Annotated in this window: 4 protein-coding genes; all 4 read right to left on the bottom strand. The window is 65.2% G+C overall.

What is annotated here, in order from left to right:
- Window positions 1-112: 112 nt before the first annotated feature.
- Window positions 113-12,811 carry a filamentous haemagglutinin family protein gene (locus ACTJKT_RS27825; protein WP_440789479.1) on the bottom strand — a complete coding sequence of 4,233 codons (12,699 nt, stop codon included), beginning with the start codon at window positions 12,809-12,811 and terminating at the stop codon, window positions 113-115.
- 213 nt (window positions 12,812-13,024) lie between these two features.
- On the bottom strand, window positions 13,025-14,191 hold the full coding sequence (locus ACTJKT_RS27820) for a substrate-binding domain-containing protein (protein ID WP_440789477.1): 1,167 nt from the start codon (window positions 14,189-14,191) through the stop codon (window positions 13,025-13,027).
- Window positions 14,192-14,804: 613 nt separating this feature from the next.
- The gene (gene gspF / locus ACTJKT_RS27815) at window positions 14,805-16,013 is read right to left on the bottom strand and encodes a type II secretion system inner membrane protein GspF (protein ID WP_440789475.1); all 1,209 of its coding nucleotides are present in this window, start codon (window positions 16,011-16,013) and stop codon (window positions 14,805-14,807) included.
- Complete coding sequence (gene gspE / locus ACTJKT_RS27810; protein ID WP_097303287.1) at window positions 16,013-17,434, bottom strand: type II secretion system ATPase GspE; 1,422 nt, start codon at window positions 17,432-17,434, stop codon at window positions 16,013-16,015. The genes gspF and gspE overlap by 1 nt, the downstream gene beginning before the upstream one ends.
- Window positions 17,435-17,858 lie beyond the last annotated feature (424 nt).

Genomic DNA, 17,858 nt, shown 5'->3' with positions numbered 1-17,858 from the left:
CCACTATCTGAACCATGAATCGTCGCAAAGGCGGTGACCAGCCGCCCCTACAGGTGCAGGCAAAAAAAGGGGTGATCAACGATCACCCCGAGGCTTGGTACCACGAGAGAACCTATAAGGTCAGTTGCCGCCGCTCCTCCTCGGTCAACTGCTGCCGCGCCTGATCGCTCAGCGGCCCGGCGCCCAGCACCTGCACCGGGCTGTTCGGGTTGTAACCGGGGTTGGCCCGGCTGGCGCCATCCTGGGTCGGCGCCAGGCGTTCCTGGCCGAAACTCAGCACCTGCACGCTAAACACCGACGGCATATTCTGCCGCGACGCCGCCTGCTGCTGGCGCGCCACATCCTCGGCGGCCTGGGTCGCCGAAGACGCCGCCGAACTGGCCGACGTCAGGGCCCCGGTATTGACCGACGCCACCACCGGTATCCCCGAGGACTTGCCCTGAGTCTGGATATTCGCCGCGTTGACTACCTGCAAGGCGAAGATGTTGACGTTGCCCGACACCCTGATCCCGGCCTCGCCGGCATCGATGGTGCCCAATGGCGCCAACAGGTCGATATCCCCGGCAGGTACCTCGGCAATCGGTGCCAGGGTGGCGATCCCCGCCCCCGAGCTTGGCACGTTCGACGACAGCGTGACGTTGCCCCAGTTGTCGTAGACCCGCTTGGGCGGCGTATAGATCACGGTGGTCTTGGAACCACGCCCGGCGTTGATGTCGCCGGCGTTCGACCAGCCGAGGATCGATCCGCCGAAGGTAGTCATGACCCGGCTCTGGCCCAACAGGATGCTGCCTTGGGAGTACAGCTGGATATCGCCGGCGCCCTGGGTGATGACCCCGGCACTGGCCGGCGGCGCCTCGCCTTCGATGCCGAATACCTGTTGCCCGCCCGGGGTCAGCATCTGGATGTCACCACCAAACAGGGTGTGTACGCCCGCGCCGCCGTACAGGGTTATGTCGCCGTCGTAAACGATCGGATTGCCCGCCACATCCTTGGTTGGCAGCAAGGAGGCGATAGCATTGCGACTGCGCAGGAAGCTGCCGAAACGCGGGCCGTTTGCATCGTTGTACTCGCGGCCGCCCTCACGCAGTTCCTCGAAGTAGACGCGACGGGCGAAGACCCGCTGCTGCTCCGCCGGCAAGCTGGCAAAGTAGCCCCGCGCCTCGTCGCCGGAACCCTCGAAGGCAAAGCGCTCCTTGAGCCACTTCAACAGTTCGGCTTCATAGGTCTTGGCGACTTTGCCCCGTTGCTCGGCCAACGGCACGCCAGCCTGAGCCTGATTGATCGGGTCCAGGTAGGGCGTGACAAACTTCAGGTAATCCAGGCCCGCGGCCCCGACACCGGCCTGCATGACGATGCTGGCGCCAGGCCGCGAATCCCCCGCCACCACCGGACCGAGACTGCTCACCGAGGCCTTGTCCTGCATCAGGATATTGCGTCCGGCGCTAATCTCCAGCGTGCCGGGGCCGGCGACGTTGAAGGAGCTGAACAGCAGGTCGCGTCCGGCGGAAACAATGGAGATATCGCTGGGGTTGTTATGGACAAACAGGTTGCCACTGCTGGTGCCGCCACCGGGCATCATATTCCCCAGGGAACTGGCGATGATTTCGGGTACCCCTGTCAGCATGCCCAACGCCGTTCCCGAGTTGACGATATCGCGACCCGCCTTCATCCACACCGGGCCTGCCGCTTCGTACCAGGTTTGCCCAAGCCGTGGGCCAGAGGTGAAGTTCAATATTTCACCGCTGCGCAACCCGACTATGTCCCCGCCAACCGCATAAAAGCGCGCTGCATCAGTGCTGGCGAACTGATTATTGTTGGTGTTGGCACCAAAGGCGAACAACGAAAACTCGGTTTTGATGTTCGGAATCGTAATGCCGTTGCTGCTCAGATTAGTCACTATGGGGGCGGTACCCGTCCCCCAGCCCGCGAATGCCGGGGTAAAAGGCGTGGGCATCGCGCTCAGAGACGCTCCGGACTGGTTGATCGAATAACCGCCCGCATAAATCGAATCCCCGGCCAGCACATCCAGGCGACCACGGGTCGACGGCGCCAACAGCAGCGAGTACTTCGGATTGTTACTCGTGCCCCCCAGCGCCGAGCCGCCGATAAACACATCGCCACTGGCGGCAATTGCGCTCAATTGCGAAGGGAAGATGAATCGGCCATCGGTCGGCGAGCTGTTGCGGTTGCCAATCGGCATGAGGTCACTGCCTACATCACCGATCTGCACACTTGGGGTCAGGCTACCTCCCGCCGAAAACAGATCGATGGCCGTGCGCTCGGTCCACAACGAAAACCAGCCATAGCCCCCTGTCCCATAAGAAGTACCGTCATAGGTGAACGCCGAGGCGTTTTCAGTAGACGTCCGCCCCGGGTCGCCCGTACCGGCCAGCACCAGATCGCCGCGGGTGGCCAGGCTGGCTGTGGCATCGCCGAGCATCAACACCATGCCCCCTGTCGCGGTACCCAGGGTAGAGTTGAACGGATCGTAGGCACGGGTCTCTTTACTGTCGTTGAACTGCACGAGACTGCCATAGTTCAAGGCAATCCCCCCCAGGCTCGAGGCTTGCAGGCCGAGCGCGCCACGCAGGTTGCTCAAGACCCCGTTCAGACGCAAATCCTGCTGGGTATAGTCAGTAGAGAGCGGATTGGCAATCGGTGTGCTGGTGGCGGCCCGAGCCGATAATCCGGGGTTCAAATCGCCACCGACACGTACATTCAGATCGCCACCGCCGGTCAGCAGCAGCTCTCCTGTCGGGGTCACCCGACCGCTGCTACCCACCGCCAGCACCAACCCCTGGCTGCGAGGCGAGGAAACCGCGTCCGGAGCGCCACGACGGCTGAGCAAACCGGCATCACGGCCCACGTCCAGGGTCAGATTACCGCCGCCCAAGGTACCGATACCGGTAAAGCCCACCAGGATTGGCAACTGAGCAATCAGCGCACTGTCAGGATTACCGGTGTTCACGGCTCCGCGACCACTCACGTAGGTACCGAAGTTGATCCACCAACTGGCAGGAATCGGCGTAACCCCGGCCGTATCGCCCGTCCCCTGACGCCAAAGCCAGTTGCCCAGGTTGGAACTGGCCAATTGAGCGCGGGCGTTTTCGTTACGCGGAAGGGTGTAGTTGCTGAACACATCACCGGTCAGACTGCCGCCGCTGCGCAATAGCAGGTTGCCGCCCTGGTCCGGGTACCAGGCCGCATACAGACTGCCCGCCCCCTCGTTGACCAGGGGTTCGTAAGCGGCCGCTGCACTGCCCAGGACACTGCCATCGCTGCCACGACTGCGCGGCTGGTCGAAAGCGGCCTGCAGATCGCCGGTTCGTGCGGCCGTCGAAGCCCCGGCGGTGTAGACCCCATAAGACGACTGCATGGCCACATTGCCCGCCGCCAGCAGGTCCAGGTCCCCGGTCCCGGTGCGCAGTACGCTGAAGTTCTGGGTGACCGGCGTTACCTTGTTCACTGGACCGACGATGACTTGCTCCGGCGTGCCGGGGATGGCCTCGCCCAATGAGGTACATAGGCCTTCGGCACACCAGGACTCATATTCCGTCTTCACCGGCGATCCTTCGACAAAGCTCGGGTCGATCAACACTCCAAGGTCGTTCCATACATAGTTGAAGCGATTGCACATCCCCTCGGCGCACCAGGACTCATCCGCCGGCGCGACCCGCGTGCCTTCGACGAAGCTCGGGTCGATCAATACCCCCAGCTCGTTCCAGAACCAGGCTCCGGCCGGGCGTTCCGGAGTCCCTGGGATAATGATGGTCTCATGACCTTCAAGAACCGCGTAATGGGTATCGGCCAGGGTCAGGTCGCCAGCCATCACCGGTTTGATCGCCCGGGTGTCGGCCGCCTGGGTATCGGCTCCCGAAACCAGGCGCATCGACCAGGACAGCGAGCCCTCCGGTAACAATGAAGCAACGGCCCAATTGCTGCCCTGGCGCCCGCCGGTCACCGTGCGCAGCGGCACCGAAATCACCCCGGACGGCAACTTGATATCGGTTTCCGACGGGATCAGCGCGCCCACCTTGAGCTCCAGTGAGCCGGCCAGTTGCACGCCGTTCGGGCTGTTCAGGTCAAAGCTGTCGCGGCTCGGCAAGGGCACCCCGGCCGGCCAGGTCATGGCCCCCAGCGACGCCGCCACGGGCAGCCGCGTGCCGGCGTCCAAGGTCATGCCGCTGGCCAGGGTCACGGCCTCGCGGATCAGGGTACCGGCGGCATACACCTGGTTGCCGGCGCTGTCGCGCACGGCGGCTTGCAGCACGGTACCGGCCGGCAGCTCCAGCGGGGCCTGCAGGGTCGCCTCGACCGGCAGCAAGGTGCCCTGGGCCAGGCGCGCCGGCTTGATCGGCAACGCGTAGTTGAGGGTCTTGCCGGTCGGGAACAGGCTGCCGTCGGCCAGCGTCACGCCCGGTCCTGGCACCACCACGTCGCCACCAAAGGCCTGGCGGCCAGGGGTCAACACCCAGCCGGCGTCGTCCGGGGTCGGCGGCGGAGGCGCAAAACCGTCGTTGATGCTGCCGTAGATATCCAGGTTGCCAGCGGCGCGAATCACCAGGTTGCCCGGTTCACCCGAGCCATACACCGCGGTTTTCTGCGCATGGGGGTTGACGCTGACATAGCGATAACCGGAGAGGTCCAGGTCACCGCTGATCACCAGATCGCCCTGGGTGACGATCTCCAGCCCCGGGCGCAGGTGAAAGGCGTCGGCATAGGTGGCGTTGTTCAAGCCGGCCAGCTTGCCGTTCATCAAGCCGGCATTGCTCAAGGCATTGTCGATAAAGCGCTGGCTGTCCTGATGCTTGGCGTCCAGGTAGGCCTGGTCGATCACCTGGTACGGCCGGCCGCTGGCGGCCGGCGCCGTGCCCTCGGGGACATCGGTGTAACGGGCGGTGCCGTTTACCGCGATGGAGCGTGCCCCGAGGATATTCAGCCGGCCACTGGCATCGATGGCGATATCGCCCAGGGTCGGGTCGCTGGCATCCAGGCGCGGTGCATTGAGTTCCAGCGTCCCGCGGGCCTGGCCGTCGTACTGGCCGGGCGCCGTACCGGCGGCGACCGAAGTGCCGTGGCGCAGGTCGATGCGGGCACCCTCGGCCAGGATCAGTTGGCCCAGGCCGGAGTTGAGTTCAACCACCGCGCGGTTCGGCGAGTCGATGATTTTGCCGTAGCTGTCGACCCGCAGGGCCGTGCCATGGGTATCGAGCAAGGCACCGCCCGCCAGGGTCAGGCCCTGGCGGGCGGCCAGGCGAATGCTGCCGACCCGCTCACCGCTGGCATCGATGGTACCCAGCACCGTCAACTGGCCGTTATCCACGGAAACGTTGACTTCGCCGGCCTTGAGTTCGTTGCCGATCGTCAGGTCGCCGCGCTTGATCTGGAAGCTGCGGGCGCCGAACACCTGGCCCTGGTTGAGGCGCTGGTTGAGCGCGGCGAAATCCCCCAGGGTCTGCGCGCGGAGATCGACGCTACCGGCCTTGTAAGGCACCAGGGTGCCGCCGGCGTCGTAATGCCCCGAGCTGGCACCGAGCAACTGGCCTTGCAGGTCCACCTGACCGCCGCCCTCGCCCACGGCCAGCGCTTTCAGGTTGCCGCCGTGGTTGTTCTGCGCCGACAGGTCGATCAACGAGCCACCCGCCTGATGAATATCGCCCTCGCGGCTTTGCAGGATCACATCGCCGCCCCAGCTGTATTGGCTGACTTCGTTGAATGTGACCCGGCGCCCGGCCAGGTCCAGATGGGCGCGGTCGGTCAGGTTCAACCCATGCTCGGCATTCACCGTCAGCTTGCCGCTGGGCAGGACCACGCTGCTGTCCAGTTCGACATTGTTGCCGGCCAGCAACACTTCAGCGCCGAGGCTGTCGATGGCCGGCAGTGCCGCCTGCTGGCCCGGCGCGCGGCTCAGCCGCAGGTCGCCCCCCGCGGTGATGCGGTTGACCGAACCCGCCTCGCCGGTCAGTAACGGCGTGCTGATATTCAGGTTGCCGCCGCTGTAGGCGAAGCCCTTGCCGGTTTCATAGGCACCCTGGGACTGATAGACCGCCAGGCTGCCCTTATGGTTGGCGGTGAGGCGCTCGCTGGCGCTGAGGTTGACGTTGGCAAAACCCAGGGCCAGGCGGGCGTAGTCGGCCAAGGGATCGGGCTGAGTGTTGGGGCCATAGCCGAATTCGATGCGCCGTGCCTGGATCTCCAGGGTGCCGCTGCCGGTGCCGGCGCCGTTGGCGATCACCGCAGCAGGCGTACCGGCTACCCCGTTCCAGATCAGGTTGCCGGTCTGGATCAGCGCCACATCGCCGGCCGCGCCGTCGCCGTAGATCGCCGGGGTACTGAGCATCAGGTTGTCGAGCATCGATCGGCCGTTGCCGTCCAGGGTGCTCAGGGTGGTGCTGCCGTAGAAATTCAATGACCGGCCGGCGGTCAACGACAAGGTCTCCAGAGCCGGCGCCCCACTGGCGATATCGCCACGCAGCAAGCGGTTCATGACGTCCTGGTTGAGGGTCAACCCCGACGGCAGCGCATTGCGCGCCTGGGCGGCCGCCAGCGCCTCCGGACTGCCGACATTGACCCCGCCGACCGCCAGGGCCAGATGACGGGTGCCGTAGCGCACCGCATCACCCAGCCTGAAGGTGTTGGTGGTGGCGAAGGCAATGGTGCCTTGGGAGTAGAGCGTGGTTTCGCCCTGGCAGGCAGCCTGTACACAGTCACCGATCAAGATACTGCCGGGCCCCCGGAGTACATCGCCCTCGGTCGGCGCGAGCATTTGCAGCACGCCGTTGGAGACGGCCAGCACGCTGCGAAGTCCCGGTTGGTAGATAAAACCGTCGGTGGAGTCATAGGCCGCGTCGCCACGCCCCAGGGTATTGATCGATGCACCCTGCTCGACTTGGATCGCCCCATTGGGTCGACCGGAAACGAGGAACACTTCAGGGGCCGACAAGGTCGCGCCCTGGCGCAGAGTCACCGACTCGGCGGCGCTGTTCGCGTCGAACTGGACAAAATTGCCACCTTGGCCATACACCACGTTCGGTGCTCCGCCAATGCTCATGCGAGCTGTGCCAATGGCATTCAGATCATCGGCATGGAACGACACCCCGTTGCCGCTGGCAGTGGCCCCAGCAGGCAGAATCTCGATCGCGCTGCCGCTGCCGCTCGACCCGGACATGATCTCCAGGCTCGCGCCAAAACCGCCTTCGGCCGCCGCCGAACGTGCCACTCCGGCGAACTCGAAACCGTTGGAGGCATTGCCCTGGCCGGCGATCAGGCTGACCCGCAAGGTTTTGCCGTCGGCCTCCAGCGCTGCGCGAGGCACGCCCTGGCGTGCGGCATCGCTGCGGACAAAATCGGCATACGGAGTTTCGTTGTATTGCGAGTAACTGCGCAGCACCGCGGCCGGGGTCAGGATCACCTGGCGGCTCAAGGCATCCTGAATCCCGGTCTGGGCAATGGACAACCGGCCCGCGCTGGACCAGGAGCCGTTGCTCATGACCGAGCCACGGGTCAGCGCGGTCGCGCCGAATGGCGCGGCCAAGCCATTGATCTCGACCCGGAACGCCCCCGGCAGCAAGGCATAGGTCGACGGCAGCAAGGTGTAGGTGCCCGCCGGCAAGCCGGGTACGCCCGCGTCGATGCTGATCTGCTGGCCCACCAAGGGCGTTGTCGCCCCCGCCTCGCCGCCGCTGGGCGCGACATTCGCCTGGACCCCGGGCACGATGGCGTACACCGGGTTGGTGTCCAGCCCCGGCAAGGTAAAGCGGCCATCGGCGCCGAACTGCACCAACGGGTTGTAGCGCGCATCGGTCGAACCACCACGCCCGGAAACGAACGCCGCGCCCAGCAACTGGCCGCCGCCTGAGAGGTCCAGTACCGCACCCTGCTGCACCTCGATCGACTGGCCCAGCAGCTGCGCGCCCACTACCAGGTTAGCGTTGGAACTGGTACCGCCCACACCCAGCAAGTCCACTTGTTTACCGTCGAAGCGCCAAGTCACGCCGTCCACCGTCCCGCCATAGGGCAAGGTCAGGCCCGCGGCGCTGACCGACGTCAGGCTGCCCGGCAGCAGGCTGAGTTGTTTGGTGTAGCGCAATATCCCCTGCTCGGTGCCCAGGGAAATATTGCCCAGGGGCGCCCGCAGCACGCCGCCCTGCTCGATGACCGCCGCCCCAAGAGTCAGCTTGCCGAACACCGAATAGGGTTGCGCCGGATCGATGCTGCCAGTGCGCCCGATGCTCAGGGTGCGATCCGGGTCATAGTCCAGGCCATTGCCCCGATAACCCGCGAGCACCTGCGCCACCGCGCCGGTGGCCGGGTAGATCTGCGCCGCCGCCAGCCGCAGGTCGGCCTGGGTACTCAGGTTGGTATTGCGCGCGTTGACGGTGCTGGCCAGCAAGCGCATATCGCCCTGGCTGATCAGCTGCGTATCGTCGAAGGCACGGCGATCGATGGCCTGGCTCAGGCCGCTGGCGGTGGTGCCGTGGGCGCCGATATTCACACCGTCGCGGATATCCAGTACGTTACCCGCCGTGACCAACAGGTTGCCCGTCGAAGCCTGGGTCGAAACCCCACCCTGCACCGTAGGGCGCATCCATTGGTCAGGTGCAACCACCGCGCCGACACCCGCCAGGCGTACATAAGGCGCGGTCAGTTGCACCCGTGAGCCGGCCGCGGCGCCATCGCTCAATGCCAGGGCACCGGCATACAACTGCAGGCTCTGCCCCAGGGACAGCGACAGCGCGCCGTCGAAACTGATCAGGCCATTGCTGAGCAGCGACAGGTTATCGAAGCCCCCGGCCTGAACTTTATCCAGCCCCAGCCGGGCATGGCCATAGGCAAGGGTGTCTTGCACGGCTTTGGGGCCGGCGCCGCTGGGCAGCAGGCTGTCGGCGCTGGCCTGGCCAACCACCATCTCCCGCGCCTGGCGTACCCGCTGCTGCGACACGCTGGTAAGGTAGATCGGTGCCTCCAGTGCCACATTCAGTGAGCCGCCCGCCGCGCCGCTGCCACCAGCTCGGGCGTTGAAACTGCCGTCCAGGTACAGGCCGTTGTTCGACGCCAGGGAAATACTGCCGCCACTGCTGGCAATCGCCACAGGCCCTTGACCCGCCACATCGACCATGGCTTGGGCGCCGGAAGCCTCCAGGCGCGCGCCTTCACGCACCACCACAAATTGATTGGCCGCGCTGGCGATGCCGGTCTGCGGGTCGATTTGCCCGCCGATGACGATGGTGCCACCTGCGTCCACCTTCCCGTAGCGACGCCGCAGGGCATCGGTCGCGGTGACCGCCCGCGCGGCGACATCGAGCACCGCCTGTTCCCCCACCCAGATCGAGCGGCCATGACCGACGCCCTCGACGGCTTCGGCCACATCCGGCGCAACCGAGATGCCGCTCAAGGTGATGGCGCCGCCCCAGGCATTCAATGCACCGTCCAGGGTCAACTGGCCAATGCTGCCCAGGGCGATCGACTGGCCGGGGTCGACGCTGATGGCGGCACCCTTGCCCACCACCAGCTGGGTACTGGCCATGTCCGCCGCGCTCGAGCGCGCGGTGCCGGCCCGCAGGCTGATACTCGCGCCCTGGCGCTGGCTGAGTACGGCCTTGATCGGGTCTTCCTGGTAAAGCCCGGGCAACCAGCGTTCCAACGCAGAGGTCGGGTCCGCTCCAGTCGCTGTGCTCCTGGCCTGATCGCCCAACAGATAGACCGGTTGGGTCACCTCGACCTGTGCACCATCGGCCACCCGCAGGCCCTGGTTGCCGGTGATGTCATACGCGGCGAAACCTTTATCGAAAAACTGCGGGGCCAGCACCAGGGTGTCGGCGGCAGTGTCGGCGGCGCGCTCACCGATCAGCACCTTGCCGCTCTGGAGGCTCAAGGTGCCGCCACCGTTCACGCCATGGCCGCGCAGCTCGCCGTCCAGGGTGAGCGTGCCGATGGCCGCCGCGCTGTTGGCATTGGCCACCAGGGTGAGATTACCGCCCTTGCCAGCGCGGGTCTTGCCGTCGCTCATAAGTGCCGCGCCCGATGACACGTCGATCAGGCTGCCGCTCTCCAGCGCGACATCGGCGCTGCTGCGCAGCGAGACGCTGCCGCCATTGAGGTAAGGCAAGCGACTGCCATCGGCAGGGTCCAACAACAGGTTGCTCCACAGGCCGCTGGTGTCCAACCGGACGCCACTGCCAACCGTCAGCGTCGCGCGCTTGCCTCCCGTCGCCGCCAGGGTGGTGTCGAGCTTGCCGTTGCTGGTGATCTGCTGCAGCACATTGCCCAGGGCCAGATTGCCGCCATGGGCCGTAAGGTCGGCATTGACCTGAACCTGAGGGCCGTACAGGATGATATCGCCACCGGGACTGACTTCCAGAGCACCCTCAACCAAGATGCTGCCTGTGGCGGCGACCTTGATGCTGCTGAGTTTGAAACCGTTGAGCTGCTCGGTGTCGAGCCACAAAGCGCCCTTGCGCTCATCGGGCAGAACAGTGTCCAGGTCCAGCCCATCAGCGATCGCCGCGGCCTGCCCCAGCACCACCTGCTTGACGGTATTGGCATCGGCACTCAGGGCGTACTGCAGGCTGGCGCTGTCCTTGACGTAGTAAGGCACATAGGACCCGACCACCAACTGCCCGCCCCGGGCCACGGCGTTCTGCCCCTGCTGGTAGCCGTCGAGCCCCGGACGTGGGGCCTGAGTCTGGCGATCGCCCTGGAAGGTGTCACCGACGATCTGCCCTTCGAGTATCGCATTGCGAGTGCTGACTTCCAGGCGACCAGCGTCTCGACCTACGCTGTAGCCTTGCTCCAAGCGCTCGCGGGGAGCAATCAACGAGTTGTAATGGTACTCGGTCTGGCCCCAACGCACGCTGTGCTCTTCGAAGCCTTTGTAGAGCCCGCGATAGAGAATGTCACCCGGAGCCCTGGACAACTCGATCAGCCGGCCATCGGCGGCCCGCAGCCAGGTCTGCTGGATCATCCCGTCCTGCACGTCCAGGGTGCCGCCGGAGAGGTTGATCTGCGAACCCTGCTGAGTCACCACCTCATTGCCGCTCAGACGCACGCTGCCGCCCTGGGCCATCCATTCGCCGACGTTATGCGGCTGGGTTCCCAGATAACCGCCCACCTCCAGCAAGCCGCCGGCGGTGTACCAGCGATCCGTGGCGTAGCCGTTGGTCCCCGCAGGAACCAGTACCAGTTCCCGCGCATCGACCCAGACATCGTTGTTGTTGAGGTTCTTGCTGTCCCGGTTGACCGAAGCGTCCCGCTGTTCGTTGCCCTGGATATTGACCTTGACGCTGTTGGACTCCATCGCCACCTTGACGCCCACCGCCCCCGACACATCGATCACCGCGCCGTCGCGCACCAGGCTGCGCTGCCCGGCATTCACCGCGACCTGGCCACCGGTGGCCAGGGTGATCGAACCGCTCTGGAAGTCCACGGTGCCGCCGCTGACGATATCCACCAGTGACTGGTCGCGACGATAGGTATCGGCCGGCGTCGCGTTTCCAGCCTGGTTCAAGGCTGGTGTCAAGAGTCCGTCCCGCTGGCTGTCCAGGGCCGTGCTGCTGTCGATCAGGATGGCGCTGGTACTGCCCTCGCCCAGGGTGACCTTGGCGTCGCTGCCCCGGGCATTCAGATGCAGGGTTCCGCGGGCGTCCACCGAGGTACTGCTCAGGACCAGGCCTTTTTGCAGCACTTCCTGGGCACTCAGGGTGATGTCGCCGGTAGCCGCCTGGATCGAGCCATGGTTGCTGACCTTGCCGCCGCCTGAAGCGACAACCTCGTTGCCGCGGGTGGTCGAGGTCGGGTTACCGTCGGTGCTGTAGCCTTTCTTGATCACAAAACTGTCACCGGCGACCAGAGCGGTCTGGCCTCGCGGAGTATTGATGCTGCCCGCGTTATCCACTTCCTTGCCCAGCAACAGCACATAACCGCCGCTGGAGGTGGAAGAGCCCGGCACATGGGTCTGCAGTTGCGCGCCCTGCTCCACCAGCACCTTGCCGGCGGCGTCGCTGAAAGTCGGCGCGCTGTCGCTGGCGCTGAACAGCCCACGGTTGTTGAACTGTTCGTCGCTGATGGTGGTGGCTGCAGCCACCAGGTTGCGCACATTGACCTGGCTGCTGCCGCTGAATACCACGCCGTTACGGTTGAGGATCATCACCGTGCCGTCGGCCTTGAGCGCGCCCTGGATCTGGCTCGGCGAGGTGCTGTTGTTGACGCGGTTGAGCGCGGCCCAATCGGCGTTCTGCTGGAACTCGACGGTGGTGTCACGGCCGATATTGAAGGTTTCCCAGTTGAGGATCGCTTTGTCGGCGGTCTGTTTGATCGACACCAGCGCCTTGCCGTTGGCATCGGTCTGTACCGGCCCTTCGGCGTTGATGAACAGCGGCTTGCCGTCGGCTCCGACCAGCACATTCAGGCCATTGCCCCCCAGGCCGTTATGCACGGTCTGCGGAGCGGTCAGCGCCGCCGCGCGCCCGGCCGCTTGCGCTGCCTGCTGAGCGGCGATGGCGGCCACGGTGTTGTTGAGGTTGCTCATCGAGCGTTGCAGCTGACTGTTGACCCGCTGCTGTTGCGCCAGGGGCGGTGGAGCACCGACTGGCAGCCCTCCTCCGACAGCTCCGTGCGCCCCCCCGTTCTGGCCGCCCCCCATGGCCCCGAACCAACTCGAACTGAAGGCCTGAGGCTGCGCCGCCTGGGCCGTGCCGGCGAGCATCAACAGGGCAATGGCCTGCGCCAGCGGCTTGAGTCGCAGCACCGGCTGTCCGTTGGCGGCAGAAGCGTTGATGAGTCGGGAAACTGGCGGATTCGGCTCAGAGCGCATCACTTGCGGGTCCTTTTCACTGTTCGGGCGAATGGCGGGTACGACGGTCGCCGCCAAAACATTCGCGGGATTACTGCTAAGGCGGTTATGGGCAGGCGCGACCGAACTTCTGTCATGCAAAGTTCATCTGCGCGACAACAGGCGGAAACGAGAAAGCCGGCAATGGCTTGAGCCATTGCCGGCTGTTACACGAACCCTGCCGATGGCGGGGTATCAGGACGGACGACCAATGCCGTTGCAGACGTTGGTGTCGCCAACGCGCAGGGCGCTGGTGGTTTTGTAGAAGGTGTCGTGAACGGCGGTCTGCCAGGCAGTCGACAGTGGGATGAAGGAATGGCTCGACACAGTAGTGTTGTTGCCGCCGGTGTAGTGAGCATTGAGGAAGTTACGGATGCGCAGGTTGTCGCCAGCATCCTTGTAGCACTGGCTGAAGATCAGGTTGGTGTAGCCAACGATTGGATAGCCGGTGCTTGGGTTGGGGAAGGTCGGAACCCAATCCAGAGGGTTGGCTGGGTTCTTGCCGCTGGCTGGGTTGGTCGGTGGCAGCGCGGTATCCAGAGTGATCTGCACGTTGACCTGGGTTGGCAGGAAGCCGTTGACCGTTGCTACCTTGGCCGCATTGTTGAACTCGGCGAAGTCAGGGCTGACGTAACCGATGGCACCGTCGTTGTTGGCTACTGCAGTCGCCACGGCACCGCTACCGGAAACGCCGATATAGGTGGAGCCGGCAGGAGCGTTGGTGGCAGGGTTGAAGCCTACGGCGGTGGCAAAGCTGTTGCTGGCGGCAGGTACCGAAGTAGATTTCACAGCCTTCAGGTGAGTGGTGAAGATCTCGGTGGTGCCACTGCCGTCAGTGCGATAAACGACCTTGATAGGCAGGTTTGGACCGGCAACGCCGGCGAAGACGATTTCATTCCAGTTTTTAATCTTGCCCGAGAAGATATCGGCCAGTTGAGCGCTGGTGAGGTTCAACGTGGTTTTGCCAGCGACGTTGTAAGGCACGGTCACCGAAGTGGCTTCGGCCGGGATCTGGATCAAAGGACCAAAAGTGGCACGGCCCTTGTCAGTGCTGGTGTTGTAGGCGTCACGCTCAGCCGCGCTCACAATCGAGTCGCTACCGGCGTAGTCGACGTTGATGCCAGCAGCCAGGTTGAACTTGGTGGAGTCATTGTTGAAAAAGGCCTGCTTGCCTGCACCGCTACCCACGCCGATGTAAGGGTTGAAGCCAGGAGTCGAGGAAGCCAGGATGCCGGTACCGGCGGTGGTGCCGTACAGGCTCTGTGGCAGAGTGGCACCGCCACCCACAACAGCAGCCATCGATTGGGCCGAAGCCAGAGCCGCTACAGCCATGGAAGCTGCGATCATAGTGCGCTTAAACATGAAGAATCTCCTTTCGTCGTGTGTATACGGAGGTCAATGGTTCTTGCATGACGCCATGGCGCTCAGATCCTCTGCCCTGCTCTGAGAGCGTTGTGCGGGGTGAGGCCATGGGTAAGAAGTTCGCAGTTTCCGGTGACAGATAAAGGAAAAAACCTCGGGAGAAAGCGCTTGATTTTCAAAAACTTTCTCGGGTGTTCCAGGGCTTTGGCACGGGCTTTTCGGCGCAGGTGACAGCGAGGTTTCGCTGGGCCTTTTGCCAGTTTCCGGCCAGGCGCGGCGTGGGTCTTGGGCTGGGGGCGATGGGGGTGCTTGTGCATGACAGAACGAGGAACCCGAGTTCGGCGGGATGGCCGCTCGGGTGGCAGGCGTCGGGGCAGAAAAAAGTTGAGGCAACCCGGCTGTTGTTCCTGGCGAACCGCGTGTTCAGGTTTGGCGAGGACTGCGTCCTCGAGCGCAGCCTCGCTACGCTCGGCAGCGGCTACGGAGCGTTCACATACGCCCGTCGAGGAGACTCACGATCCGTAGGAGCGAGGCTTGCCCGCGATCCAGGCGATGCGAGTCGTCTGGACGGACGCCATTGCGAGCAAGCTTCGCTCCTACAGAAGCCCTCCTTTTATTGCACCAGCTGGTTGATCTCGATGATCGGCAGCAGCACCGCCATGACGATCACCAGCACCACTCCGCCCATGACCACGATCATCAGCGGCTCTAACAAGGCGGTCATGCCCATGGCGCGGCGTTCGATGTCGCGGGACAGGGTTTGTGCGGCACGTTCGAGCATGGGTGGCAGGGCGCCGGTTTTTTCGCCGCTGGCGATCAGGTGGATCAGCACCGGCGGGAAGACTTTTTCCACCCGCAGCGCGGCGGCCAGGTTGACGCCTTCGCGGACCTTGGCGGTGGCGTCGCTGACGCTCTGGCTCAGGCGGTCGTTGGACAGGGTCTGGCGCGCCGCTTCGAGGGCGCGCAGCAGCGGCACCCCTGCTCCGCCGAGGATCGCCAGGGTCGAGGCGAAGCGCGCGGTGTTCAGGCCCAGCACGAAGCGCCCGATCAGCGGCAGGCGCAGCACCCGGCTGTGCCAGTTCAGACGGGCCTGGGGGTTGCGCAGGTACATACGCCAGCTCCAGAAGCCACCGGCCAGCACGCCGAAACACAACCAGCCCCAGGCGCGGATGAAGTCGCTGGCGTTGAGCATCGCCAGGGTCAGCCCCGGCAGGTCCTGGCGCGCCTGGGAGAAGGCGCTGACCACCTGGGGCACCACGTAGCTGAGCAGGAAGATCACGATACCGACCGAGACCAGCCCCACCACGCCGGGGTAGATAAAGGCGGTGAGGATCTTGCCGCGCAGGGTGTTGCGCTCCTCGATGTAGTCGGCCAGGCGCTCCATGACCTGGGCCAGATCGCCCGACTCTTCGCCGGCGGCGATCAGCGCCCGGTAGATGTCCGGGAAATCCCGTGGTCGCGCCGCCAGGGCTTCGGCCAGGCGCATGCCGCTGCGCACATCGGCGCGCACCGCGCTGAGGGTGTGGGCGATGTGCTTGCGTTCGGCCTGCTCCACCGTGGCGCTGAGCGCCGCCTCCAGCGGCAGGCTGGCGCCCAGCAGGCTGGCCAGCTGGCGGGTGGCCCAGGCCAGATCGTTGTCCGACAGCTTGGCGCTGAACAGGCCGCCGCCGGCCTTGGGCGTGTTGCTCTCGACCTGCACCAGCAGGGCCGTCAGCCCACGGCTGCGCAGCACGCCGAAGGCGGCGCTCTGGCTGTCGGCTTCCAGGTGCCCGGACTCGATCTTGCCGAGGGCGTCGGCGGCTTCGTAGCGATAACGGTTCATCAGGCGTCCCGGGTCACACGGATGATTTCTTCAGGGGCGGTGGCGCCGCTGCGCACCCAGCGCTCGCCGTCCTCGCGCATGCTGAACATCCCGGCGCGGCGCGCGGCGGCGCGCAACGCCTGTTCGTCGGCGCCCTGGTGAATCAGGCTGCGAATGTCGTCGTCGATGCAGAACAGTTCGTGGATGCCGGTGCGCCCGCTGTAACCGACCTGGTTACAGGCCGGGCAGCCCACCGGACGCCAGGTACCGGGGGCGGTCGGATCTTCTTCCTTGCAGTGCGGGCACAGGCGCCGCACCAGGCGCTGGGCCAGTACGCCGAGCATCGACGAGGCCAGCAGGAAGGGTTCGACACCCATGTCGATCAGGCGGTTGACCGCCGACACCGCGTCGTTGGTGTGCAGGGTCGCCAGCACCAGGTGGCCGGTGAGCGAAGCCTGCACGGCGATCTGCGCGGTCTCCAGGTCGCGGATCTCGCCAATCATGATGATGTCCGGGTCCTGACGCAGGATCGCGCGCAGGGCCAGGGCAAAGGTCATGTCGATCTTGGCGTTGACCTGGATCTGGCTGATGCCCGGCAGGTCGTACTCCACCGGGTCTTCGACAGTGAGGATGTTGCTGGTGCTGGCGTCCAGCCGCGCCAGGGCGGCGTAGAGGCTGGTGGTCTTGCCGCTGCCGGTGGGGCCGGTGACCAGCACGATGCCGTGGGGCTGGCGGATCAGGTTATCGAGCTTGCCCAGCACCTGCGGGTCCATCCCCAGGGTTTCCAGTTGCAGGCGCCCGGCTTGTTTATCCAGCAGACGCATCACCACCCGTTCGCCATGCCCGGTGGGCACCGTGGACACCCGGATATCGATGGGCCGCCCAGCCACGCGCAAGGCGATGCGGCCGTCCTGGGGCAGGCGTTTTTCGGCGATGTCGAGCTGGGCCATGATCTTGATCCGCGACACCAGTGCGCCATGCAGGGCCTTGCGCGGCGAGACCACGTCGCGCAGCGTGCCGTCGACCCGGTAGCGCACCACCGAATGGCTTTCATAGGGCTCGATATGGATATCGCTGGCCTCGTCCCGCGCGGCCTGGGTCAGCAAGGCGTTGATCATGCGGATCACCGGCGCGCCGTCCTGGGTGTCGAGCAGGTCGGTGATTTCCGGGATGTCCTGCATCAGGCGGTCGAGGTCGACCTCGTTCTCGGCGGCGCCAACCACCGCGGCGGCACTGCCGGTATCGGAATAGGCGCTGGCCAGCAGGCCGTCGAGCTCCTCGTCGCGCACCCGCTCCAGGCGCGCCGGGCCGAACTGGCGGCGTACTTCGCTGATCGACCAGCCGGGGGTCGAGGGGCAGACCAGGAGTACGGCGCCCTCCTCGCTATGACGCAGGAGGATGCGTTGGGATTTGGCCCAGGCATAAGGGAGCTGTGGGTTCATGGGAGTATCTCCGGGCCTTGGCCGTGTACATATCCGTTGCTGCGGTCAGGGCCACCTAGGGTTCCGCCCTTGCGGCGGGGTAGGTGTACATATCCGTTGCTGCGGTCACGGCCGCTGGCGGTTTCGCCCTTACGGCGAGTCACTTTGAAGAGCCCAAAGTAACCAAAGGCTCTTGCCCCCAGCGTCCGGTCCTCGCTAAGGCCCGGATTCCCTCGCTCCGGTCCTGCTCCGTGGGCCGCCGCCACAGGCCATCCATGGCCTGGGGCGGCTAACTCGGCATCCCTGCCGAGTTGCCCACTGCGCAGAACCTCCACTCGGCCTCCCGACGGGGCAAGAAAATCAAAAGCAACGCGAGGCGACCTGCCGGTCGGCCTGGATTCGGCAGTGATCCCTGTAGCCGCTGCCGCAGGCTGCGATCGGGCGC

The sequence above is a fragment of the Pseudomonas sp. 22526 genome, from assembly GCF_052044735.1.
In the GTDB taxonomy this organism is placed as follows: Bacteria; Pseudomonadota; Gammaproteobacteria; order Pseudomonadales; family Pseudomonadaceae; genus Aquipseudomonas; species Aquipseudomonas piscium.
This window is presented reverse-complemented; position numbering and strand designations above follow the sequence as displayed.

What these genes read in the sequence shown, in the direction of transcription:
- gspE (WP_097303287.1), bottom strand. Translation starts at nt 17,434, where the DNA reads ATGAACCCACAGCTCCCTTATGCCTGGGCCAAATCCCAACGCATCCTC.
- gspF (WP_440789475.1), bottom strand. Translation starts at nt 16,013, where the DNA reads ATGAACCGTTATCGCTACGAAGCCGCCGACGCCCTCGGCAAGATCGAG.
- ACTJKT_RS27820 (WP_440789477.1), bottom strand. Translation starts at nt 14,191, where the DNA reads ATGTTTAAGCGCACTATGATCGCAGCTTCCATGGCTGTAGCGGCTCTG.
- ACTJKT_RS27825 (WP_440789479.1), bottom strand. Translation starts at nt 12,811, where the DNA reads ATGCGCTCTGAGCCGAATCCGCCAGTTTCCCGACTCATCAACGCTTCT.